This is a genomic window from Pseudomonas phytophila (assembly GCF_025643095.1).
Taxonomy (GTDB): Bacteria; Pseudomonadota; Gammaproteobacteria; order Pseudomonadales; family Pseudomonadaceae; genus Aquipseudomonas; species Aquipseudomonas quasicaspiana.
The window spans coordinates 4,087,151-4,109,698 of sequence record NZ_CP081201.1 but is presented as its reverse complement, the minus strand read 5'-3'; the positions used below and the strand labels follow the sequence as shown (position 1 = coordinate 4,109,698).

The 22,548-nt window shown below is 58.2% G+C and carries 22 protein-coding genes and 1 pseudogene; 7 read left to right on the top strand and 16 right to left on the bottom strand.

Features of this window, described 5'->3' with window-relative positions; genetic code table 11:
* Nucleotides 1-23: 23 nt before the first annotated feature.
* Nucleotides 24-1,373, bottom strand: a complete 1,350-nt coding sequence (locus K3169_RS18495) for an MFS transporter (protein ID WP_122706453.1) — start codon at nucleotides 1,371-1,373, stop codon at nucleotides 24-26.
* A 435-nt stretch (nucleotides 1,374-1,808) separates the two neighbouring features.
* On the opposite strand from K3169_RS18495, the gene K3169_RS18490 reads away from it, so the two are divergent.
* Nucleotides 1,809-2,522, top strand: a complete 714-nt coding sequence (locus tag K3169_RS18490) for a FadR/GntR family transcriptional regulator (RefSeq protein ID WP_263267346.1) — start codon at nucleotides 1,809-1,811, stop codon at nucleotides 2,520-2,522.
* A 117-nt stretch (nucleotides 2,523-2,639) separates the two neighbouring features.
* On the opposite strand, the gene K3169_RS18485 is transcribed toward K3169_RS18490, so the two are convergent.
* Together K3169_RS18485 and K3169_RS18480 are read right to left on the bottom strand one after the other, a co-directional pair.
* Nucleotides 2,640-3,782 carry an alpha/beta hydrolase gene (locus K3169_RS18485; protein WP_411567056.1) on the bottom strand — a complete coding sequence of 381 codons (1,143 nt, stop codon included), beginning with the start codon at nucleotides 3,780-3,782 and terminating at the stop codon, nucleotides 2,640-2,642.
* A gap of 444 nt (nucleotides 3,783-4,226) precedes the next feature.
* Nucleotides 4,227-4,709 carry a GFA family protein gene (locus K3169_RS18480; RefSeq protein ID WP_263267344.1) on the bottom strand — a complete coding sequence of 161 codons (483 nt, stop codon included), beginning with the start codon at nucleotides 4,707-4,709 and terminating at the stop codon, nucleotides 4,227-4,229.
* Between the two features lie 254 nt (nucleotides 4,710-4,963).
* Between K3169_RS18480 and K3169_RS29825 the strand changes: the two are divergent.
* The 3 genes and pseudogenes from K3169_RS29825 to K3169_RS18470 all read left to right on the top strand — a co-directional run.
* A pseudogene (locus tag K3169_RS29825) lies at nucleotides 4,964-5,731 on the top strand (MCP four helix bundle domain-containing protein); the annotation flags it as partial.
* Nucleotides 5,726-6,589 (top strand): methyl-accepting chemotaxis protein, encoded by an 864-nt coding sequence (locus tag K3169_RS29820; RefSeq protein WP_373562236.1) that lies wholly within the window; start codon nucleotides 5,726-5,728, stop codon nucleotides 6,587-6,589. The pseudogene K3169_RS29825 and the gene K3169_RS29820, both read left to right, overlap by 6 nt.
* 88 nt (nucleotides 6,590-6,677) lie before the next feature.
* On the top strand, nucleotides 6,678-7,922 hold the full coding sequence (locus K3169_RS18470; protein ID WP_263267343.1) for an AGE family epimerase/isomerase: 1,245 nt from the start codon (nucleotides 6,678-6,680) through the stop codon (nucleotides 7,920-7,922).
* A gap of 384 nt (nucleotides 7,923-8,306) precedes the next feature.
* Here K3169_RS18470 and xth read toward each other — a convergent pair whose 3' ends face one another.
* Complete coding sequence (gene xth / locus K3169_RS18465; RefSeq protein ID WP_027900505.1) at nucleotides 8,307-9,095, bottom strand: exodeoxyribonuclease III; 789 nt, start codon at nucleotides 9,093-9,095, stop codon at nucleotides 8,307-8,309.
* A gap of 75 nt (nucleotides 9,096-9,170) precedes the next feature.
* On the bottom strand, nucleotides 9,171-10,259 hold the full coding sequence (locus K3169_RS18460) for an AbrB family transcriptional regulator (RefSeq protein ID WP_099269992.1): 1,089 nt from the start codon (nucleotides 10,257-10,259) through the stop codon (nucleotides 9,171-9,173).
* Nucleotides 10,260-10,377: 118 nt separating this feature from the next.
* On the opposite strand from K3169_RS18460, the gene K3169_RS18455 reads away from it, so the two are divergent.
* Nucleotides 10,378-11,280, top strand: coding sequence for a LysR family transcriptional regulator (locus K3169_RS18455; RefSeq protein WP_099269991.1), 903 nt, complete (start codon nucleotides 10,378-10,380; stop codon nucleotides 11,278-11,280).
* A gap of 96 nt (nucleotides 11,281-11,376) precedes the next feature.
* Nucleotides 11,377-11,607 carry a hypothetical protein gene (locus K3169_RS18450; protein WP_231668125.1) on the top strand — a complete coding sequence of 77 codons (231 nt, stop codon included), beginning with the start codon at nucleotides 11,377-11,379 and terminating at the stop codon, nucleotides 11,605-11,607.
* A gap of 215 nt (nucleotides 11,608-11,822) precedes the next feature.
* On the opposite strand, the gene K3169_RS18445 is transcribed toward K3169_RS18450, so the two are convergent.
* Nucleotides 11,823-12,341 carry a nucleoside 2-deoxyribosyltransferase gene (locus K3169_RS18445; protein ID WP_027900509.1) on the bottom strand — a complete coding sequence of 173 codons (519 nt, stop codon included), beginning with the start codon at nucleotides 12,339-12,341 and terminating at the stop codon, nucleotides 11,823-11,825.
* A gap of 157 nt (nucleotides 12,342-12,498) precedes the next feature.
* Here K3169_RS18445 and K3169_RS18440 point away from each other — a divergent pair, with 157 nt between their 5' ends.
* A complete protein-coding gene (locus tag K3169_RS18440) occupies nucleotides 12,499-14,154 on the top strand; it encodes a VRR-NUC domain-containing protein (RefSeq protein WP_231668126.1) in 1,656 nt (551 codons plus the stop codon).
* A 446-nt stretch (nucleotides 14,155-14,600) separates the two neighbouring features.
* Here K3169_RS18440 and K3169_RS18435 read toward each other — a convergent pair whose 3' ends face one another.
* From K3169_RS18435 to K3169_RS18390, 10 genes are all read right to left on the bottom strand, one after another.
* Nucleotides 14,601-15,302, bottom strand: a complete 702-nt coding sequence (locus K3169_RS18435; protein ID WP_231668127.1) for a GntR family transcriptional regulator — start codon at nucleotides 15,300-15,302, stop codon at nucleotides 14,601-14,603.
* Between the two features lie 52 nt (nucleotides 15,303-15,354).
* Nucleotides 15,355-16,122 carry an amino acid ABC transporter ATP-binding protein gene (locus K3169_RS18430; RefSeq protein WP_306475057.1) on the bottom strand — a complete coding sequence of 256 codons (768 nt, stop codon included), beginning with the start codon at nucleotides 16,120-16,122 and terminating at the stop codon, nucleotides 15,355-15,357.
* A 19-nt stretch (nucleotides 16,123-16,141) separates the two neighbouring features.
* Nucleotides 16,142-16,915 carry an SDR family NAD(P)-dependent oxidoreductase gene (locus K3169_RS18425; RefSeq protein WP_231676343.1) on the bottom strand — a complete coding sequence of 258 codons (774 nt, stop codon included), beginning with the start codon at nucleotides 16,913-16,915 and terminating at the stop codon, nucleotides 16,142-16,144.
* A 15-nt stretch (nucleotides 16,916-16,930) separates the two neighbouring features.
* The gene (locus K3169_RS18420) at nucleotides 16,931-17,908 is read right to left on the bottom strand and encodes an NAD-dependent epimerase/dehydratase family protein (protein WP_263267342.1); all 978 of its coding nucleotides are present in this window, start codon (nucleotides 17,906-17,908) and stop codon (nucleotides 16,931-16,933) included.
* A 35-nt stretch (nucleotides 17,909-17,943) separates the two neighbouring features.
* Nucleotides 17,944-18,615, bottom strand: coding sequence for an amino acid ABC transporter permease (locus tag K3169_RS18415; protein WP_099269987.1), 672 nt, complete (start codon nucleotides 18,613-18,615; stop codon nucleotides 17,944-17,946).
* 7 nt (nucleotides 18,616-18,622) lie between these two features.
* On the bottom strand, nucleotides 18,623-19,294 hold the full coding sequence (locus tag K3169_RS18410; protein WP_027900514.1) for an amino acid ABC transporter permease: 672 nt from the start codon (nucleotides 19,292-19,294) through the stop codon (nucleotides 18,623-18,625).
* 23 nt (nucleotides 19,295-19,317) lie between these two features.
* Nucleotides 19,318-20,184 (bottom strand): substrate-binding periplasmic protein, encoded by an 867-nt coding sequence (locus K3169_RS18405; protein WP_263272325.1) that lies wholly within the window; start codon nucleotides 20,182-20,184, stop codon nucleotides 19,318-19,320.
* A gap of 56 nt (nucleotides 20,185-20,240) precedes the next feature.
* A complete protein-coding gene (locus K3169_RS18400; protein WP_231668133.1) occupies nucleotides 20,241-21,140 on the bottom strand; it encodes an allantoinase PuuE in 900 nt (299 codons plus the stop codon).
* Nucleotides 21,141-21,142: 2 nt separating this feature from the next.
* A complete protein-coding gene (locus K3169_RS18395) occupies nucleotides 21,143-21,643 on the bottom strand; it encodes an ureidoglycolate lyase (protein WP_231668129.1) in 501 nt (166 codons plus the stop codon).
* Nucleotides 21,644-22,128: 485 nt separating this feature from the next.
* Nucleotides 22,129-22,440: a hypothetical protein gene (locus K3169_RS18390; protein WP_263267341.1), complete on the bottom strand. Its 312-nt coding sequence runs from the start codon at nucleotides 22,438-22,440 to the stop codon at nucleotides 22,129-22,131.
* Nucleotides 22,441-22,548: the final 108 nt, after the last annotated feature.

Genomic DNA, 22,548 nt, shown 5'->3' with positions numbered 1-22,548 from the left:
CTTTTAATAATCGTAGCGGGCGATCAAGAGTGGGCAGCAGTGTTGGGCAGCGGCTCTACCGGACTCTTGCCGGGCTTCGGCGTGTTGCGTGCAGCGAAAACGATGATGGCGGCAATAATCGAGGTGGCCGTCAAACCATACAGGCCGCCCTGGATCGAGCCGGTGTGTTGCTCCAGTAAGCCAAACGTGGTTGGCGCGACGAAGCCGCCGAGGTTGCCTACCGAGTTGATCAAGGCAATCACCGCCGCCGCGATACGGGCGTCCAGATAAGCCTGGGGAATGGGCCAGAACAGCGACGATGCCGACTTGAAGCCTAGTGCAGCGAAGCAGATCGCTATGAAAGCAAAGATCGGACTGCCCGTCGTGGACATAAACATCCCGGCCGCTGCGATCAGCAACGCTGCGGCTACCCAGGCCTGTTGCCGCTTCCACTTGGCAGACATGGCCGCGAAAGCGTACATACCAACGATCGACAGTAACCACGGGATGGAGTTGAACAGCCCGACCTGCATATCACTGAGATCGCCCATCTTTTTGATGATGCTTGGCAGCCAGAAGGTCGCAGCATAGATCGTCAACTGGATGAAGAAGTAGATCAGGCAGAACAGGATGATCTGGCGATCCTTGAGCAGCTTGCCGATGGAAGCTTTGACGGGGTTGGCGGCTTCACGAGCCCGTTGCTCTTCATCAATAGCGTTGACCAGTGCGTCCTGTTCTTCGCGGGTCAGCCATTTGGCGTCATGGGGTTTGGAGTCGAGCCAGAACCAGACGAAAGCACACAGGCCTACCGAGAACATGCCCTCAATGAAGTACATCCACTGCCAGCCTTTCATGCCGAAGCCGCTGATTTGCAGGAGCAAGCCAGAGAGCGGACCGGAAATCAGCGAGGCAATGGCCGAGCCGCTGAGGAAGATCGCAATGGCTTTACCGCGCTCTACACCTGGCAGCCAGCGGGTGAAGTAATAGATCACGCCAGGGAAGAAGCCGGCTTCGGCGACACCCAGCAGGAAGCGCAGGATATAAAAGTGGGTTTCGTTCTGGATGAAGGCCATGCAGGTGGCAACGATGCCCCAGGTGAACATGATCCGTGTCAGCCAGATGCGCGCACCGACCTTTTGCAGAAGCATGTTGGAAGGGACTTCGAACAGCGCGTAACCGATGAAGAACAGGCCGGCACCAAAGCCATAGGCGGCTGCGCCGATGCCCAGGTCATGCTCCATGTGCGATCGCACAAAGCCGATGTTCACGCGGTCAATGTAGTTGACGATAAACATGATGACGAACAGTGGCAGGATGTGGCGTTTGACCTTGGATACAGCTGAAACCAAAGTCGAATCGGCCCCATCACCCGTCCGGGTACTGGATGCGTTCAAGGATGAATCTCCCACTCGTTATTTTTATGCGGGTCTGTACAAGCTGCTGGCTTGTGTTGATGGACATCATACAAGTAGATCCTTGCCGCGCAAGAGGGTTATTGGCGGTTTTTGCAGAATTTTTCGCAAAACGAGATCGGTTGCTTCGGCAGTTTTGAACAGATTGAACAAGTGCGAATTATCTTAAATAATCAATAAAATCATATATCTAACGTTTTTTTTTAGCGAGCCTTTCAGCGACTTTTACTTTCACGTTGTTTTTCTGAAAACCTTGGGTGGGCCTTGAACCGCGGCGTTTTTGGGGCCGAGTGCGTAGAGAGCGGTTTTATGCGTTGTCATACAAGTGAGATGAGTTCATCCGGGCTTGCTTGTATGACAAGCACTTCTTGAGCGGTGCTATGATCCCGGCAAAATTGGCGTTCAGGACAGGTCTTCATGCAGCAGCCCACGCGTCAGGCACCAAAGCGCCGACCTCACAATCTGGCGACGGATCTGGTGACCGAGCTGAGTCAGCGGATTCTGCTGGGCAAAATCCCGGCAGGGCAAAAGCTCCCTTCGGAAAATCAGATCGTCCGTGATCACGGCGTCAGCCGCACCGTGGTTCGTGAGGCAATCTCCAAATTGCAGGCTTCCGGCCTGGTGGAAACCCACCACGGCGTCGGCACATTCGTGCTGGAGCGGGGTAATCAGACAGGGCTGCATCTGAAAGTTGAAACCGCTGCCAGTGTGCGAGACATGATCGAGCTGCGCATCGGTCTGGAAACCCAGGCCGTGGCGCTTGCAGCACTGCGCCGGACAGACGAACAGCTGGCCGCGATGCGCCAGGCCCTGGATGACTATCAGGATCTGTTGGCCAACGAGGACAGTTGTGTGGAGGCCGACTGGCGTTTTCACATGCTGATCGCTGAAGCCACCGGCAACTCGTATTACACCGAGATCATGCAGCACCTGGGCAGCGCGATCATTCCCCGCAGTCGCATCGCGTCAAGCGAAAGGGCAGGCGCCAACCTCGCTCATCATGGGTATCTGGCCAATCTGGAACACGAGGCGCTGCTTGCTGCAATCCGCCGCCAGGACCCGGATGCAGCCCGTGCCGCGATGTGGACGCACCTGAGTAACAGCCGCGAACGCTTCGCGCCGCTGGATTGAGCGCTGTGATTGTTTCAAATGGCAAGGAACTGTAGGAGCTGCCGAAGGCTGCGATGGCGTTGTGTCAGGATGAATGCTTCGCAGCCTTCGGCAGTTCCTACAAGGGCCGGATCCCCTTCATTCAGAACCCGCCTCCGCATCCCCCAACACCTGCAGCATCACCCCTGACTGCCAGTCGAACCAAGGATTAAAGGTAAGCCGCGCATGCACTTTGCCTGGCTCGCGGTAGCCCCAGTCCGAATACCACACCTGATCACCGGCCAGGCATTTCTGCATGCCCGCAGTTTCCTGACCGTTCCAGCAAATGCGCTGCTTGCCATTTACCCCGTACAGCGGGTTGTCCGGGGAGAACAGCAGGCCCATGTGGGAGAACTGGCTGATTCGGTATTCAGGCAGGTAATCCTTGCGCACCAGCACGCGGGGCGTTTTCGCGACGTCGGTCGGACTGTCGCCGTACCAGATCATGCGACTCGCCGGGTTGCTGAAACGCTGATTGAAATTGTCCAGGACATAGCGAGTATCCAGCACCGAATCATGTTGGGTAATTGCAATGAAAACGGGCTTGTCGTAGCGACGTTCTTCAAGTCGATCTTGCGCCAGTACGCTGCTGCGATAGAACTGCGCAAAGCCATTGGTCGGCACATTCAGGTAGCGCACGGGTGTCTGCAGCGGGCGCAACGGGTCGTTTGGGCTCGCCAGCCACGGTCGCGCCCAGGCAATCCACTGCGTCGCCCAAGCGTAGGCGCTGTCGGAGCGAAAGGCTGGAGAGAACAGCACCAGCCCGGCGATTTCGTCGTGATCGTAGGCGTAATCCAGCACCAGATTGGCCCCCGTGGAAAAGCCGCCGAGATACACCTTGGGCACTTCACGGCCAAGCGTCTGCGCCTGTTCCCGAACCACCTTTTGCCACTGCTCCAGTGTGACATCGAGCATGTCGGACGGCTGCGTGCCGTGACCGGGCAACAGCACGGTACGCACCAGAAACCCACGGGCAGCGAGCTTTGCGCCGACGTCATGGAACGACCACGGCGAGTCACCCAGACCATGAACCAGCAACACGCCGCCTTTGGGTGCGCCTGTCGGTCGCCATTCCTGCGGAGCGTTCCATTGCAGCTCGGCGGCACGGTCCGCAGTCTGGAAACTTCTGTGTTGCTGTATCCATTGCAGCGTCTGCTGACGATAGTCGGCAAAGCTTTGCGATGGATGATCATTGCCAGCCACTGAGGTGCAGGCCTGGAGTGCAAATAGGGCGGGGAGCAGGCATACGATTCGGTGCTTGGCCAAGATCGCGGGTTCTCTTCAGCGTGGGATTACCAGATGAGCCGCACTTTGCCACGAGCGTTCCGTCGGCTGCCAGCTTCCGTTTGCTCGCGATAGCGTCAGTTCATGCGATAAATTTGTCGACCAGGAAATCGAATCGCGAGCAAGCTCACTTTCATCAAACAAACGACAACTATGTGATTTGGACTACTTGTCTGTAGGAGCTGCCGAAGGCTGCGAAGCATTGCTCCTGACACACCGCGATCGCAGCCTTCGGCAGCTCCTACAGATTCTGCGGGACAGTGCGGCGTCTGGAGGAGCGGGCTGCTCCTGCATGAAATGCGCACCGGTGCCATGGTGCCGATTCGTTCGGTCTACTTCCGTGATCCCGACCTGAAACCGATCAAAATCCTGGAGCAGGTTTAGGGTTTTGCGTGGCTGGGCTTAGCGCACCAGTCCCAGCCGCTCATGCCATTCGGCAATAGACTCTTTCGGGTACTCATCGAATTGCTTGTCGCCTTCATGCACGCACACCTCGACCCAAGACGCTTTGGAGTCCAGTAGCAGGTGAGTATTTTCTGGCGGCGATGGCAGAGCGGTGTCGATGGCTGACGCAAAGGGATGAATCAACTCCGGCCATTCCGGGCTGAACAGCCACAGGCCGCTGCTGCACAATTTGCAGAAGTGCCGCTCGGCGCTGCTGATCCTGACGTGATGGTTTTCGCGGATTTTTGCGTGATAAATCGAAATGTTTTCCCGGCCTTTGACTTTCAGGCTTTTCGCGTCGCCCCCCAGATTGATCGAGTAGCCGCCACCACCTTGTGTCTTGCGGCAGATTGAGCAATAGCAGCGTTGATAAGGGTAGGGATGTGCGCTGTTGAGGCTGAACTCGACTTCGCCGCAATGGCATGAACCTTCCAGATGCATGATGTGTTCTCCGTTCAAACGCTCAGAAAGTCTGGCGTGCTTTTGGGTAACTCCTAAGGTCTAGACAAAGTTATTGGCGGTTTGCACAGAGCGTTCGTCTGTTCACGGACGATCTGTTTGAGAAATATTCGGAATTAATTGCCGGGGCAGGCGGTTTTTCGTTCAAGAAGGCCGCTCGTCGGTCGATATTTGGGTTGTCCTACAACATTCTGCTGTCCAGTTTGACCCTCCTGCCAACAACAAGAGCTTCCGTCATGAACCTACGCAATTTGACCATCGCCCGCCGAGCCGGTCTTGGCTTCACGCTTATCTCTTTGCTGGTCGCCTTGCTCGGCTGGTTTGCCATGGTTCAAATGTCGACGATTCGTCAGAGTGAGGTCGCGGTTGAAACCAACTGGCTGCCGAGCATGCGCGTGATCAACGACGTTCGTGAAATCATGCTGCGTATCCGCACTATTTCCCTGCGTATGGCGCTGGACCCGGATCCCAAGAATATCGCCACCTACCGCAGTCAGCTCGATGTGCGTAATCAGGACCTGAGCAAGAAACTCGATATTTTTGCCTCGTTTGTGGACACCCCGGAGGAAAAAGTACTTAGCGATCAGTTTCGGGTGACCCTGGGTGAGTATCAGAAAGCCCTCGATAAATCGTTTGTGATCGCAGCGCAGAATGATCGCGATGCGCTGAACAAATTGTTGTTGGTGGACATGAAGACAATCGTCGACGGTTCCGGTAAGCAGCTGGCTGATCTCAGCGAGTTCTATGCGCAGCATGTCGATGCGGAAGGCAAGGCCGCTGAGGCGCAGTACGACAAGTCACGCAACATCGTATTCATTTTCGTGGTTATTGCTGGCCTGGGCACTATTGCCTTGGCCTTGCTGCTGACCCGCAGCATCGTGCGTCCGCTAGAGGTTGCCGTGACTGCCGCGGAAAACGTCGCCAATGGTGATCTGACCCAGCGTATTACGGTGGACGGCAGTGATGAAGTGACCCGTTTGCTGGCGGCACTGGACAAAATGCAGGGTAATTTGCGCTCGGCGATGCAGCACATCGGCAGCTCCGCGACACAGCTTGCTTCGGCTGCTACCGAGCTGAACTCGGTGACCGAAGACAGCTATCGCGGCCTGCACCAGCAGAATGCTGAAATCGATCAGGCGGCTACCGCTATCAACGAGATGACGTCGGCCGTTGAAGAAGTCGCGCGCAACGCTGTGTCCACCTCCGATGCATCGAACAACTCCAGTCGTTCGGCTTTGGCGGGTCAGGCGCGCGTCGTGGAAACCGTGCAGTCAATCCAGACCCTGACCGATAACGTCCAGGCGACTTCGACGCTGGTACAGAGCCTGGCTGATCAGTCGCAGGATATTGGCAAGGTGCTGGACGTGATTCGCTCCATTGCCGAGCAGACCAACCTGTTGGCCCTCAACGCAGCGATTGAAGCAGCGCGGGCGGGCGAGTCCGGCCGTGGTTTCGCCGTTGTAGCTGATGAAGTCCGGGCACTGGCCCATCGCACCCAGCAGTCGACCCTGGAAATCGACAAGATGGTCAGTGCCATGCGCAGCGGCTCTGCCCAGGCACTGGAATCCATGCTGACCAGCAGCGAACGCGCCAACGAAACCCTGACTCTGGCTCAAGGTGCGGGCGCATCGCTGACGGATATCACCTCATCCATCAACCAGATTTCGGAACGCAACCTGGTCATCGCCAGTGCAGCCGAAGAGCAGGCGCAAGTTGCCCGGGAAGTGGATCGCAACATCGTCAACATCCGCGACCTGTCCATGCAGTCGACCCAGGGCGCCAACCAGATCAGTGCCTCAAGCAATGAGCTGTCGCGCCTGGCGGGTGACCTGAATCAGGTGGTGGCTCGCTTCAAGGTCTGATTCGCTGCTGTCTTGTCTGGCGCTTGCTCCTTGCGGGTCCTGCCGGGCATGATTCGCCTCTGCTCAATGACAGAGGCGAGACAGCTTCATGGACAATAAGAACAATCTTTTCAGCAGTTGGCTTCGTGCGTCCGGTCACCATGAGTGGCTGGCCCGGGAAGGCAATCGGCTCCTGACCTTCGCCAAGGCCTCACGGCTCCCCCAGGGGTTCGGCAATCTTGATGAGCGTGGCGTCCTGCCCGAAAACGCTCACGCCGAAACCATGAACACCGCCCGCATGACCCACAGCTTCGCCATGGCCCACATCCGTGGCATACCCGGCTGCGCAGCATTGGTGGACCACGGCATTGCGTCACTGGCAGGGCCGCTGCGGGATGCGGAACATGGCGGCTGGTTCAGTACGCCCCTGACTCACCACAGCAAAACCGACAAACAGGCTTACTTGCATGCCTTCGTCGCATTGGCGGCCAGCTCGGCTGTCGTCGCGGGGCGGCCGGGTGCGCAGGCGCTGTTGTCGGAGGCGATCGAGGTGATCCAGCGCCGTTTCTGGAGCGAGGAGGAGGGCGCGATGCGAGAGTCCTTCGCTCGTGACTGGACGCAAGAGGAAACCTATCGGGGTGCCAACAGCAACATGCACAGCACCGAGGCTTTTCTTGCCCTGGCCGATGTGACCGGCGATGCCCAGTGGCTGGATCGCGCGCTGCGGATTGTCGAGCGGGTGATTCACGGTCATGCGGCTGCCAATGAATATCAGGTGATCGAGCACTTCAGCCTGTCGTGGCAGCCTCTGCCGGAGTACAACCACGACAATCGCGCCGATGGCTTCCGCCCCTATGGCACCACGCCGGGGCACGCCTTTGAGTGGGCTCGGCTGTTGTTGCATCTGGAGGCGTCGCGTCAGCGTTTGAAATTGCCGACCCCGTCGTGGCTGCTGGCGGATGCACGTCAGCTGTTTGCCAATGCGTGCCGTGATGCCTGGAATGTCGACGGCCTGCCGGGCATTGTCTACACCCTCGATTGGCAGAAGCAGCCGGTGGTTCGTCATCGGCTGCACTGGGTCCATTGCGAGGCCGCTGCTGCCGCTGGCGCGTTTTTGCAGCGCACGGATGAAAAGCAGTACGAAGACTGGTATCGATGCTTCTGGGAGTTCAACGAAACGTTGTTCATCGATCACGAACTGGGCAGTTGGCATCACGAGCTTGACCCGCTCAACCAGCCCAGCGCGGATATCTGGGGTGGCAAGCCTGATCTGTATCACGCGTATCAAGCGACGTTGTTACCGGTATTGCCGCTAGCGCCAAGTCTGGCGAGTGCGTTGGCGGGGATGGGGTGAGTCAATGCGGGAAGGCAACGATTTCCTGTGGGAGATCCTGATCCTATGTTGGCCTGCAAGCTCAATTCTCTGTGGGAGCGAATTCATTCGCGAAGAGGCCGGCGCACCCGCAACCCTTGTATCGATTGAAATACTGCCGTCCCGAGTGAAGTGGAGCGCCAACCCGGTCGGTCCCACCGGTCCTGCATGAGCTTGAAAAATTGCGGCGGATGGAGAACCCCTTGTGGGAGCAGGGCTTGGTCTGGGCCGCATCCGGACGATAAACGATAACGCGGTATGTCTTCCAGCTGCGTCTCATGTATCGTCCGGATGCGGCCCAGACCAAGCCCGGCTCCCTCAGGGGAATTGCATTTCACAGGGCGTGCATTTATTACGTTCGGGGTTTCACTCCCCCATCTCCAGCTCAACCCACGTCGGTGCATGGTCGCTGGGATGCGGCTCGTTCCTCGGCCAGTGATCCACACCGGCGCGCTCCAGTCGGGTGCTGGTTTCTGCGTTAAGCAGCAGATGATCGATCCGCAGTCCGGAATTGGTCTCCCAGTGCTTGCGAAAATAATCCCAGAACGTATAAATCGGCTCGTCCGGAAAGCACGTACGCAGGGCATCGGTCCAGCCCTGGGCCAGCAGGCGCTGAAAGCATTCGCGACTCTCCGGCTGCAGCAATGCATCCTTGAGCCATGACCGCGTGTTGTAAATATCCTCGTCCGTTGGCACGACGTTGTAATCGCCTGCCAGCACCACCGGATGCCCACTCGAATAAAGCGACTCGGCATGCTCGATAAGCTTTTCGAACCACGCCAGTTTGTAATCGAATTTTGGTCCCGGCTGAGGATTGCCATTGGGCAAGTACAGGCAGCCGACGATCACACCATGCGCCGCCGCTTCGATGTAGCGGCTCTGGCTGTCCTTTTCAAAGCCGGGCAGGCCGCGGCGGATTTCCAGCGGCTCCATGCCCTTGGCCAGGATCGCCACGCCATTCCACGAAGGCTGTCCCTGCCAGATGGCGCCGTAGCCTGCGTCACGAATTTCGTCGATGGGGAAGGCCAGATCGGCAGCTTTCAATTCTTGCAGGCAAACCACGTCCGGACTTTCGCGGCGCAACCAGTCCAGCAGGATCGGCAGGCGGCTGCGAATGCCGTTGATGTTGAAAGTGGCGATTTTGATTGTGCTCACGGTGGTCCTCTCAAAGACGCAGTGATTAGCTGTTTGAGAGGGACCAGCGCGATAGATTCAATGGATTACAGGCAGTCAGTGCGAAGTCGCGCTCTTATCGGTCAGCCGGATGATTTGCCGGGCGAAGAACGCGCCCGTAAGGATCACGCCGATCAGGCGCAAGGTCTGCATGGCCAGCACAAAGCCGACGTCTGACTGGGTGTCGATGGCGATGATCGCCATGGCATCCAGACCGCCGGGGCTGGTGGCCAGATAAACCGAGAGATAATCCTTGTCCAGCATGACCGCAATCAACCAGGCTGACAGTGCGCAGAGTACGATCAGCAGCATTGAGCCAAGAATCATTGCCGGCATGCGACGCCAGACGTACTTGATGGTGGGGCGGTCGAAGCGCAGGCCAACGTAACTGCCCATTGCGCCATAGGCCAGCGTCAGCATCCACGAGGGCAGGGTGATTTGCAGGAGACCGCTCAACTGCAGAGCGCCACCGATCAGCAGTGGCCCCATCAAGGCACCCGCAGGGATTTTACCGGCGACGATGATGCCGACTCCGATCACCGCAAGACTCAAGGCGAAGTTCAGCAAGTTCATGCCTTCCAGCTCGATGTCTGCGCTATGGACTTCAGTGCCGCCGCCTTCCACGCCGATCAGCCGACTGACCACCGCACCGACCATCACGACGCAGACTACCCGCACGTACTGCATGGTGGCGACGACCCGCGAGTCGGCGCCGTAATCTTCCGACATGGCAACCATCGCCGATGCGGCACCCGGTGACGTGCCCCAGGCGGCGGTGCTGCCCGCGATCCCGGCGTAGCGCACCAGGCATAAACCGACGCCAGCGCTGAGAATGACCGTGAGTGCCGTGGCAAACAGCATGACGTGCCAGGAATGCAGGGCTGTTATCAGAACCGCCATGGTCATCGAGTGGGCAATCAGTACGCCGACCGTGCCCTGGCTTAGGCGAAACAGATTTTTGTGCAAGCGAATATTCGCGCCCATCACCCCAAAGCCGATGGCGGTCAGCATAGGGCCGAGAAACAATGCGGCGGGCATTTGCCAGTATTTGAGGAGTTGGCCGGCAGCCCCTGCGACCAGAATCAGGGCTGCCCATTGAATGGGTTTGGGCAAGGTGTGCAGCGAAAAGCCAGAGGCGCGTGACAAGGGGGTGGGCTCCGCGAGGCGAGCGAGACAGGACGCTCGTACGACAAGAGTATCGACACTTCAATCGATCAAGTCTATTTTCTAATAGTCATGAATTGATAACTTTGGTTGATGAATTATGGATCTTCGCGATCTTGCTTATTTTGAAACGATTGCCGAGTTGGGCCATCTGGGTCGAGCGGCGCAAAAACTCAATCGCAGCCAGCCTGCGCTGACCAAAAGCATCCAGCGGCTGGAGGAGTCTTTCGGCACCAGACTGTTCCAGCGCGATGGACGGCGGATCAAGCTGACTCCGGTGGGCGAACTTTTACAGGCAAGGGGCAAGGTTCTGCAGCAGAGCATCGCCCAGACCCAGCGCGAGGTTCGCGATTTCGCCAGCGGTGCCGTGGGAAATATTCGTGTCGGTTGTGCGTCTACCATGGCTGAATACCTGCTGCCGAAATTGACGTCGGCACTGCTGCAGCGTTCGCCGGACGTGACGTTGAAGATGGTCATCGGCCAGGACGACCTGCTACGTGAGTCCCTGCGTTCCGGGCAACTGGACATGATCATTTGCTCGCTGATCACCGACGACGAGCAGTTCGAGAGTTTTCCGATTCTCAAGGACGAAGCGGTGGTGATCGCCAGCAAGGATCATCCGATCTTCAAAAGCCGGTACAGCATGGCTGACCTGTGCGCTTATCGCTGGGTGCTACCGCCAACCGGCGTTTCATCGCGCAAATGGCTGGATCAGGCGTTCAGTGCGCAGCAGTTGCCGTTGCCTGTGGTTCAGATCGAGGCCAATTCGATCCCGTTATTGCCCGGTTTGATCGAACGCACCAGCCTGTTGAGTTTCACTGCCCGGGAGACCCTCGAATTTGGCAACAACATGCGACAGTTGCGTGAAGTGGTCGTGAAGGAAACGACTATGAAGCGCACCATTGGCTGCACCGTCCGTGAAGGCGGCTATCTGTCGCCTGCGGCGCAAGCCATGGTGCAGATGCTGCGTGACAGCAGCGAAGAATTTTTGAGCTGGAACTGACGCTGGTAGCTCCATTTTCCTACAGGCTGGGTTAGCCTGTGCTTACGCAGGCTCGTTTGCAGCGCTGGTACAGGGACATGATCAGGAGAGCAGTAGATGCAGACACATTCACCGTTTTATACGCAAGTTGCTCAGCAGCCGTTTGTTGCGCGCATCGACCATCAGTTCGGAGGTGATCAGTCGCCATTGAATGACGCCGACGCTGATGAAGATACCGACCCGGAAGCTTATCTCGACCTGGATGTGCTGGGTCTGGACGAGTTCAGTGACTCTGACAAGCTTGATCCGATTTTCAGCAGCGATGTGGGTTCTTCTTCGGTGAATTAAGAGCTCCGGGCGCACGTCGGCAGCTCTCGCCGAACAAATTGTAATTATCTGAGTTCATACAGAACCGGTAGGACCGACTTTATTCGGGAAGAGGCCAGTACATTCGCCGCATTTTTATCGTCAGGAATGCGGCCTTCCCGGATAAAGTGGACGGCCACCCTGGGCGTCCCACGTTTCCTCTGTTTGCCGCGAGACAGCTCGGTGACAGGGAGCACCTACAGATCTGACACCTGTCGAGCCAGATACAGCGACAGCGCCTCAACCGCCAGCTCCACTGTCGAACTGGAACCCGCCCACGTGCACGCCAGCATCAGGTTCCTGGGCAGCGCAAAATCCTCCACCAGATAGCCGTGTTCGTCGTAGCCATTCAGGTCGTGGGGCACCAGATCCCGAAGTGATTCCACCGGATCAAAGTAAACCCATACCGGCTTGTTCAGGGCGATGGCCATGCCGACTTCAAACGCCGTCCCGGAATCCGGCTCAAGACCGCGGAACACATTCAGATTGGCCAGCACCGCCGTGCTGCGCTGAATCATGGCGATATTCATCGAGCAGATCAGTTGCGCAGTTTCCTGAGCAGAGAGCCCGGTGGGGACTTCGTTATCGAAAGGGTACATGCCTTCAAGGCCATGGGCGGTGCACAAGGCCTTGAGGTATTGGCCGTGCTCTATGGCATCTTTGCGAAACACATCAAACCCGGCCAGATAAACCCGTGGGGCGGTAGTGATCAGCATGATCGATCTCCGGCGTGACAGTTAACGTGCGTTGATTCTATCGCTTCACGCATTACGATATCGCAGACCATTTATCAGGCGATTTATTCAACGCTGGAATCTGTACGGATAAACAGTATCCTTGCGCACATGTCTGGTCTTGTTGCGTAGCGTTGCCGTGAATACGTCACCCTTGGAAAACCCGTTCTACTACCTTGAAAACTTCCGCCAGGTGCTGGGCTGGATTGCCCGGCGCTACGCGGATTTGCTTGATAAGGAAGAACAGCAATTCATCGAGTGCTTTGCGCAACTGCCGCAAGCAGCGCAGGGTTTGCTGGTGCGTATGGTCATGCGCAAGGGCGAGCTGTTTCGGGCCAGCAAGCTCAGTTATCCGGAACTGGGCGACACGCTGGAAGCGGTGCAGCCGCTACTGTTACACGGCTGGGTTGATCCGCGCCCGGCGCTCAACCTTGAACAGCTGTTTATCCTGTTGCGCAAGGCCGAGCTGGCTGCCTGTTTCAAGGCCCATGGCATCCGCGGCACCGAGCGAAAGCACGAGCTGCTGGAGCTGCTGCAACCGTTTCATCAGGCCACACAAACTCTGGACAGTTGGCATGAAGAGCTGGATGAGACGATTTTCGCCCTCAAGGTCATGCCGCTCTGTGACCGTTTGCGATTGCTGTATTTCGGCAATCTTTATCAGGAATGGTCCGAGTTCGTCCTCGCTGATCTGGGCGTTTATCGTTATGAAAAGGTTGAGTTCTCCCTGGACTCACGGACCATCAATGACCGTGCAGACATCGATACCTGCCTTGAGCTGCACGCCTGCCGTCAGGCGCTTGATGAGGGCGGCGAGCTGGAAGTGCTGGTGACCCGGGCGCTGGCCATCGACACGGGCAATCCCTGGCTGGAAATGCGGCGCAGCAAAACCCTTTACCAGATCGGTCAACAGGCTGAGCGTGAGCAGGACTGGTCGTTGGCATTGAGCGTGTACGAGCGCAGCAACTATCCCGGTGCCAGGTCCCGGCGTGTTCGGGTGCTGGAGCGATGCGAAGATTATCAGGCTGCCCTGACGTTGCTTGAACAGGTACAGGCCGCTCCGCAAAGCGATGCTGAATTGCAGCATGCACGTCGAGTGTTACCACGGCTGCAACGCAAGCTTGGCCTTATCGATAAGGTCCGCCGAGTGACACGTAAAGTCGAGCGGCTGGATGTGAGCGTTGAACTGCGCGCGGATTTGAGCGTTGAACAGATGATCCAGCTGCATCTGGCTGAAGAGGGCAGCGAGGTGTACTACGTCGAGAATGCGCTGATCAACTCACTGTTTGGTTTACTGTGCTGGCCGGCAATTTTTGCGCCGTTGCCAGGTGCGTTCTTCCACCCGTTCCACAGTGGCCCAAGCGATTTGCACAGCCCTGATTTCTATCAGCGTCGCGCTGCGCTGTTCGATGCCTGTCTGGCGCAACTGGACGACGACACGTGGCAGGACACTGTTCGCCATCACTACAGCAGCAAGTCCGGCCTGCAATCACCCTTCGTCTTCTGGGGCACGTTAACGCCCGAACTGCTTGAACAAGCGCTGCACTGTTTACCGGTCGAGCATCTGCGTCACTGGTTCCGCCGCCTGCTGCTGGATATCAAAGCCAACCGGACCGGCATGCCGGACCTGATCCAGTTCTTCCCGGCCGAGCGCCGTTACCGAATGATCGAAGTCAAAGGCCCCGGCGACCGCCTGCAGGATAACCAGTTGCGCTGGCTGGATTTCTGCGCCGAACACGCTATGCCGGTGGTGGTGTGTTATGTGCAGTGGGAAGAGAACGCTATCCCGGTTTAGCCAAGACGGAAATGCAGATGCGATCTCCGGTACAGACTGTGTGAAAACTACTACAGGCTGGGCAACTTCGTTGCTACGCGCACAATACTGCGTTAAAAACAGGCGAAAAATGCTCATTTAGAACACTAGAGTCGGACGCGACCCCGGCCGTTTTTCGCCTGTTTTTGCCTTGTCTTGCCGTCGCTCGCTACGTTTTCACACAGTCTGGGTAGGAGCGAACTTGTTCGCGAAATCGTGAGCCTGACACTATGCCGCGCTAACAAAGATGGCTCTTATCAGAAACACTACAACTATCTGATTGGAATACTTTTCTGTAGGAGCGCACGAGCACCGCGAGGCCGCGATGGCGGTGTATCAGGCAGGACGCCATCGCTGCCTCGCGCTGCTCGTGAGCTCCTACAGATCCTGTGTTTGCTTGGCGACGCGCTCAATGTCGTGCCACGTCTTCAACGCTTGATACCCACCGATTCCAGAAAGCTGTCCCGCGCACTGTTCAGGTGAGCGAGCATGCATTGCCGAGCTTGTTCCGGGTCACGCGCCTTGAGTGCAGCCACCAGCGCCAGGTGCTCGTGACAGGCAGGCAGGAAGCGCTCGGGGATGCGGGTGAGGTTGCGCATACGGATGCGTTTGTGGATTTCCCGGATGAAATGGCTCAGGGACTGATTGCCGCAATGGGCAAGAATCAGTACATGAATGTCGTCATCCAGATACAAGCCTTCATTTTCCCGTGACGGCCGGGCGACAACCTCCTGCAAACGTCTTTCGATCTCGTCCAGCGGCGCCAGGGGGATATTCGTCGCTGCCAGGGCCGCCGCTTCGCTTTCCAGCATCAGCCGGATCGAGAGCAGTTCCAGGTATTCAGTGATGTCCACTTCGCGAACCACCAGCAGGCCATTGGGCAGCAGTTGCAGAACACCTTCGCCCAGCAGCCGACTGATCGCGGCGCGCATGGGCGTTCGCGAGACTTCAAAGCGCTCGGCGAGCTTGCGTTCTTCAATCAGATCGCCCGGTTCCAGGTGCCGACTGGCAATCAGATCGAACAAGGCCTGATAGGTTTGCCGGGTCACGCTCTCGGCCGGGCGGCGGCTGGTGCCGCTGGGGCGGCGACTGCTGCCTTCTACGGTAACTGAAGCGTCAAGATCGTTCATGGTGCTTCCTGCTTATGCATACGGTTTGCGATCACTGCTCGTCGATGTGAGGTCAATGCAATATATTGCCGAGAAACAGCCGCGCCCGCTCGGTTTGCGGTGCGCTGAAAAATTGCTCCGGCGCACTTTGCTCGACGATTTCCCCGGCGTCCATGAATACCACGCGGTCGGCCACGGTGCGCGCAAAGCCCATCTCATGGGTGACGCAGACCATGGTCATGCCTTCCTTGGCGAGATCGACCATGACATCCAGCACTTCCTTGATCATTTCCGGATCGAGGGAGGAGGTCGGCTCATCGAACAGCATGACCCGGGGTTTCATGCACAACGCTCGGGCAATCGCCACCCGCTGCTGCTGGCCGCCGGAAAGCTGCGACGGGTAGTGGTCGGCCCGGTGAGCGATATGTACGCGCTCCAGATAATGCCGGGCGCGTTCTTCGGCTTCGGCCTTGGGCAGTTTACGAATCTGCACCGGGGCAATCATCAGGTTTTGCAATACCGTCAGGTGCGGGAACAGGTTGAACTGCTGGAACACCATGCCGACCTCCTGACGCACCTGATGCACATTTTTGGTCTTGGCATTCAGGTCGTGACCATCGACCACGATGCGGCCTTTCTGGTGTTCTTCCAGTTGGTTGATGCAGCGAATCATGGTCGATTTGCCAGAGCCGGACGGGCCACACACCACGATGCGCTCCCCGGGATTGACATGAAAATCGATGTTCCTGAGTACCTGGAATTCGCCGTACCACTTGTTCACGCCGATCATCTGAATCATGGGTTCCGGGCTGGTCATTGCTGTGTTCGTTGCGGTGTTCATTGAAGGTAATCCTCTGCGATCAGCCAGCCATCCAGCCGCCATCGACCAATAGGTTCTCGCCGGTGATAAACGTTGCTTCGTCACTGGCCAGGAAAAGCGCGGCATTGGCTACGTCGTCAGGGCGACCCAGACGTGGCAGGGCGGTGCGCGATTGTGAGTACGCGAGCATTTCCGGGGCGATGGCCCGGCCGGTCTTGCCGGTGAGGATTTTCCCCGGTGCCACGCCGTTGCAAATAATGCCTTGAGCGGCGTAATCCACGGCGATCTGCCGGGTGATATAGACCACCCCGGCCTTGGAGGTCCCATAGGCGACATCCTGTGGGCAGGCCACCATGCCGTGTTGCGAAGAAATATTGACAATACGACCGCGCACACCATCGAGCTCGGGCTGTTTGAGCATCGCCTCGACTACTTTGCGTGACATCAGGAACACGCCGGTGAGGTTGACGCCGATGACCCGGTTCCATTCCTCCAGGCTGGTTTCGGTCAAAGGTTTGCCAACGCTGACGGCGGCGTCATTGACCAGCACGTCGATTTTGCCGTCCCGCTCAATCAGTGCATCGACAGCGCGCTGGACATCGGCCTCTGATGAAACGTCCATGTCGACGTGATCGGCGACGCAACCTTGCTCGCGCAACAGGTCGATGGTCGGGGTTCCGCCTTCGCGCACTGTGGTGCTGAGGTCAGCCAGTAAAAGGCGAGCGCCTTCTGCGGCAAACCGCAGTGCGATGGCGCGGCCGATGCCGGATGAGGCACCGGTGATGAGGATCGATTTATCAGTAAGACGGCCCATGCCGGAATTCTCCAGTTAGCTGGCAGCGATCTGTGATCGCCAGTGCAGGTAGTCGGTTGCGGCCTCGGCCAAGGAATGGGCGGGAGACCAGTCGGTGTCCTGGCGCAGACGCTCGGTGGATAACGCTGGACGGGTGCCGGGCAGTCCATACCGGACGGTGGCGTCTTCCGGGCGCTGCGCGAGGCGCGCGGACCAGGTCGGCCAGCGTTCGCTCAGGTGCGCGCACCATTGCGGCAGATCGGTCTGAACCTCGCCGCCGACGTTGTAGAGCCTGTGCTTGAGGGTTGTGCTGGTCAGCAGCCGCACCAGAGCGTCAGCTGCGTCACGGGAATAGATCCAGTCGGCGAGCAAACTATGCGGCAGGCAGGCTTCCTGATGATTCAGAGCTGCTTCAAGGGTCTGGGTGTGGGGGCTCAACATGTCACGAACCCCGGTTGCGTATTCCCAAGGGCCAAACACCGGGCCCAGCCGCGCGATGCAAAGATCCAGGCCATGCAGCTCGGCCATGCGCAGGGAAATGTGTTCAGAGGCCAGCTTGCTGATGCCATACAGACCGGTGGGCTGCGGCCAGGCCTGATCCTCGCGGTAGGTCGGGCCGGGTGGCGGCGCAAAGCCATACACCGCCACCGAACTGACCAACAGCACCCGGCGTACTGACGGTTGCTCTGTACAGGCCAGGACCAGCGCGACGGTGCCATTGATATTGACGTCCAGCACGGTGCTGGCATCGCGGGTCTCGCGTTGCAGGTCCGGGGTGATCGCGGCGGCGTGAACCACCTGATCAACCGAATGCTGCGCCATGACGCTTTTTAACAAGGCCACATCGCGAATATCGCCCGTGAACTGTTCCACGGCCCCTTTGGGGAACGCATCCAGTAGTGCCGACGGTGCTGGCTGGCGATCGAAGAGCACCACGGTTTGTCCGTTGCGCAATAGCTGTTCGGCCAGTGCCAGACCGATGAAACCACTGCCGCCAGTGATGAGAGTCGACATGACTGCTCCTGAAAAATAGTGAGGGGCGGACGTACTTAGCGAGTGACCAGCATCCGCCGTTCCAGACGGGCGACCCAGCGGGCGAACGGCCAGAGCAGCACGAAGAAGATCAGCGCTGCGGCCATCAGTGGCGTGGGGTTGTAAGTCTGTTCCTGAGCCACTCGCGCCGAGCGCAGTAGCTCGGGCAGCGCCACCATTGCGGCGATGGAGGTGGTTTTCACAAGCTCAAGAGAGTTGCCCGCCAGGGGCGCGAACACATTGCGGATCGCCTGGGGCAAAACGATCATCACCGCCAGCCGGAGCGGGCGAAAACCCAGGGCCCGTGCGGCTTCGTACTGACCCTGAGGGATCGATTTGACCCCGGTGCGAAAGATCTCGCCAAAGTAGCCGGAGTGGTTGAGCACCATGGCCAGCACTGCGGCGTTGAACCCACTGATCTGCCAGCCCACGGAAGGCAGACCGAAGTAGATCAGCACCAGCAGCACCACCACGGGAAACGAGCGACAAATGTCGATATAGACCAGCACTGCTCCGCGCAGAGCCCGAATATCGAAGCTGTAGAGAATCGCCAGCAGCAGACCGGCAAGAAGCGCCAGGGGCAGGGTGACGATGCTCAACAGAAAGGTCAGTTTCAGCCCCTGAAGCAGCAGCGGATAGATCATCAGCAGCGAATCGAGGTTAGCGAAGTTTTCGAGAAACATATCCATGGCGATATCAGCGACCTTTGTGGCTGGAGTGTTCGAGCCAGCGGCTCAGGATCACCAGCGGGATGAACAACAGCAGATAGAACCCGGCCGCCAGGGTCAGCGGTGACGGGTTGGCCACGATGGACATGTAACTCTGGGCCTGACCCAGGGTTTCCGGCAGCGACACGGCCGTGCCCAGCGCGGTGCCCTTGCTGATGGAAATCGCCCGGTTGGTCAGCAATGGCACGGCCATGCGGATCGCCTGTGGCAATACGATCATGAACAGTGTCCGCAACCGGCCGAAACCCAACGCCTTTGCAGCGTCGGTCTGGCCTTTGGGTAACGCTTGCATGCAAGAGACAAAGATCTCGCAGGCAAACGCCGACAGCACAGCGCCCAGCGCCAGCACGGTGGTCACCAGTGGCGACAGCGTCACGCCCATATACGGCATGCCGAAGTACAGGAAGATGATGATCACCAGCTGCGGCAAGGTGCGAAACACATCGACGTAGAAGGTGATCAGCCCATTGACCCCGCGCAGTTGCAGCGAGCGCAGAATCGCCAGGGCCAGGCCGCAGGTCAGTCCGAAGACAATCACCAGCAACGACACCAGCACAGTCAGCCCGAACCCCGGCAGCATGGCGGGCAGGGCGCCCACCATCACTGGCAGATTGAAGAAGTTTTCGATCAGCGCTTCCATTCAAACTTCGCCTTTAGCCTGCTTCAGTTGCATACCGGTGCCGGGGACGTCGCCACGTAGCCTTTGAAGCCAGGAGCGCCGTAGCCTGGATAGACCGTGGTCACCGCTGAGCCGTCTTCAGGTTTGGCGCCGTACCATTTCTCGTGCAGGCGGGCCATGGTGCCGTCCATTTTCATGCACTTGATAACGTCGTCGACCTTGTTGCGGTACTCCTCGTTGTCGAGGCGGAAGGCATAGCCGAAGTTGCGCGGCGAACTGAGGTCCTTGAAGGCCACCTTGATCGCTTTGTTCTTGCTGGCGGCATAGACAGTGGTTGGTACTTCGTTGATGGCCGTGAACGCGCGGTTGGTCATCAACGCCTGAACGGTATCGGGGAAGGTGTCGTAGCGCTGCACGTTGAAGCCATACTTCTCGGCGTTCGCAGTGGCCCATGTGTCGGACATGGTGCCGCGATTGACCGCCACATCCTTGCCCTTGAGGTCATCGAAGCCTTTCATGTCGTTGGCCGCTTTAACCATGAAGCCGTTGCCGGTGGACATGATCGGTTGCGAGAACAACATCCGCTCCGAGCGCTCGGCGGTGATGGTGGTCGGGTTGACGGTGAACTCGATGCGCTTGGAGAACAGTCCGGCGAACAGCCCCGAAAAATTGATATCCACGATCTCGACACCCGGACGCTTCAGACGCTTGGAGATCTCGCTGACCAGGTCGACGCCGAAACCTTCCGGGCCGCTGGTGCCGCGCATGATCCACGGGGCCACGCCAAAGTCGCTGCCTACGATCAGGGGTTTGTCTTGCGGGTGTTCAGATTCCTCTGCATGCAATCCAGCGGATACCAGCAACAGGCTGGAAGTGCAGATCAACAGCGCCTTGCGAAATACTCGATTCATGGCCACGGGGTCGTCCTGTCTCTGAAGGTAAGAGCTTTAAAGGTGAATGGGTAAGTTCAGGCGCCGTGTTCGGCGTACCAGTGTCGTGCGAGGTCGAGCCTGCGGCAGACCCAGACCCGATCGTGCTGTTGCACATAGTCGAGAAAGCGTGCCAGTCCGGCGGCGCGCCCCGGGTGGCCGACCACTCGCGTATGCAAGCCCACCGACATCATCTTCGGCGCGGTCAGGCCTTCGGCGTAGAGCATGTCGAAGCTGTCGCGCAGGTATTCGAAAAACTGCTGCCCGGTGCTCATGCCGCCGCGAATGAACTTGGCGTCGTTGTTTGCCAGGCTATAAGGCAGGATCAGGTGGGTTTTTGAGTCATCACGGTGCCAATAGGGCAGTTCGTCGTTATAGGCGTCGCTGTCATACAGAAAGCCGCCTTCTTCCATCAGCAGGCGTCGGGTATTGAGCCCGGCGCCATAACGGCAATACCAGCCATACGGACGCTCGCCGGTGGTTTCAGTGATGCTTTGTACCGTGCGCCGGATGCGTTCGCGCTCTTCGGCTTCGCTCAGCAGTTGATGGCGTTCCCACTTCCAGCCATGGGCGCAGACGTCGTAGTTGAGATCGCGGATGGTTTGAGCCACCTCGGGGTTGCGCTCCAGCGCCAGTGCACAGCCATAAACCGTGGCGGGCATGCCGCGTTCCGAGAGCAGGCGGGCCAGACGCCAGAAACCCACCCGGCTGCCGTATTCGAACATCGATTCGGCAGCCAGATCACGCCCCTCGAACGAACCGGCTCCACCTTCAGTCAGGCCCGATTCGGTAAACCCGTCACCGTCGTCGATGGAGGGCTCCGAACCTTCCTCGTAATTGATCACGAAGTTCAGCGCAATCCGCGCTCTGCCTGGCCAGTTCGGATGCGGCGGGTTAGCGCCATAGCCGATGAAGTCACGGGTGTGCTGTGTCATCAGGTTCAAGCCTCCAGCAGTTCGATGGACGTTTGCAGGGGGGTGAAGACGTCGTCGTTCTGTTCCCCGGTGAAGGCCATGGACACTACGAACTGGGCACGTGCCTCAAGCACTGAAAGACCGTGGTGCCAGACGTTGCGCTTATAGGTCACGCCCTGATCGCCGCTGGCGCGGAACGCCTGCAAGGTGTGCAGGTCCGGCAGGCCACTGTCATCGGTGTGGCAAACCACCACCAGATAAGGGCAGGCATTGAGAGGGATAAATGTCTGAGCCGAGAAGGGGTGGCGCTCCAGCGCCTTCAGTGTCAGCGGCAAGGTCACCGCCTGTTGCACGGTGGCGATCCACAGTTGTGGCTTGCGGGCATGGTCGGTACGTTCAACGGCACCAGTGACATGCTGACGACGCGGTCCGTCACCCAGTTGGAGGACATTTCCAAAGGGTGCGAATGCTTCTGCGGTGAGCGGCTTTAATACCACCTGCGTCGGGCAGGCTGACGGAGAACTCATGAGCTGAAAGGCCTTGATCAACGAGCGTTTATCTCTGGATACAGGTGGTATCCCACTTGTATCTCGATAAAGCAGATTTGATGCCAAGGTCTCTAAGGTTGCTCTAAATGACTGATTTATATGAGTTTGATTATATTTTTGGAAAGGTGGGAGTGGAATTTTTCAGGGGGATGTGCACCAGCAAGTGCAGGCAGTGCGCTGCTTTGAGTCATGAGCCATGCTGCTGGAGCAACCACGGACCTGTAGGAGCGCACGAGCACATAAGTCACTGAAATATCGGGATCTCGCAGGACCGGCTTTAGCCGGAAGGACGTAGGTACATTCGCCTTGCTTCTTTCGTCAGGGGCATTGCCTTCCTACGACCCCTTCGTTTGCTACGGGCCAGCGCGGCGTCTGGACGACGGCCGCGCTCCTGCAGACCTATATAAAAGGCATTTCAATTCACGTAACGGGTTATGCCTAAACAGACATTTGCGCAAGTCGGATCACTTACTGCCGCTCGACCCACCTTCGCCACCGCCACTGCCGCCACCACTGCCGCCCATACCCTGGTCATTCTTCATCCCGCCGCCTTCAGCGCCGCCTTTCTGCGGGTCAGGGTCCATGCCTTTAGTGCCAGGGCTTGTACCTTCTGAGCCAGATGAACTGCCATCGGTGTTTTTCTTCAAGACAGGAGGCGGGGTCTTGGCCGAGCCATCTACGGGATTGGTCGGGCCGGTGGAGCCAGCCATGGCCGCGCCGGTCGCCACTGTCATAAGGCTGGCCAGCGCCAGGGCCGTTAATCTGGACTTGTTCATGAGATGCGTCTCCATTGTTGTTAGGGGGTTACTTGCATTGGTGCACGGGGTAGTGAAATAGGTGCCGAAAGCCCCGACCAATGGCGTATCGCTCCTCAGTTATAAGAA